At 33.2% G+C, this 238-nt stretch carries 1 pseudogene; it reads left to right on the top strand.

Going from position 1 to position 238, the window contains the following annotated elements:
* Positions 1 to 238 (top strand): annotated as a pseudogene (locus AOA60_RS33685) (sodium-independent anion transporter); the annotation flags it as partial.

Below are 238 nucleotides of genomic sequence, written 5' to 3'. Positions count from 1 at the left end.
CATTAGTTAATATTCATAAAGTGCCTAAGACAGATGCTGCTGTTATGGTTGTTACTGTGGGAACCGTAATCTATACCCACGATTTGTCTAAAGGGGTATTAGCAGGAGTAGTATTAAGTGCTGTGTTCTTTGCAATTAAAATATCAAAAGTAAAAGTAGAGTCCGTATTAGACTCACATTCTATAAAAGTTTATCACGTTAAAGGACAATTATTTTTTGCTTCTGTAACAGATTTTGT

Origin of the sequence: Pseudomonas sp. 2822-17, assembly GCF_002742485.1 — a bacterium.
Taxonomy (GTDB): domain Bacteria; phylum Pseudomonadota; class Gammaproteobacteria; order Pseudomonadales; family Pseudomonadaceae; genus Aquipseudomonas; species Aquipseudomonas cyclaminis.
Note: the sequence above shows the minus strand (reverse complement) of the source record. Positions and strands in the feature narration are given on the sequence as shown.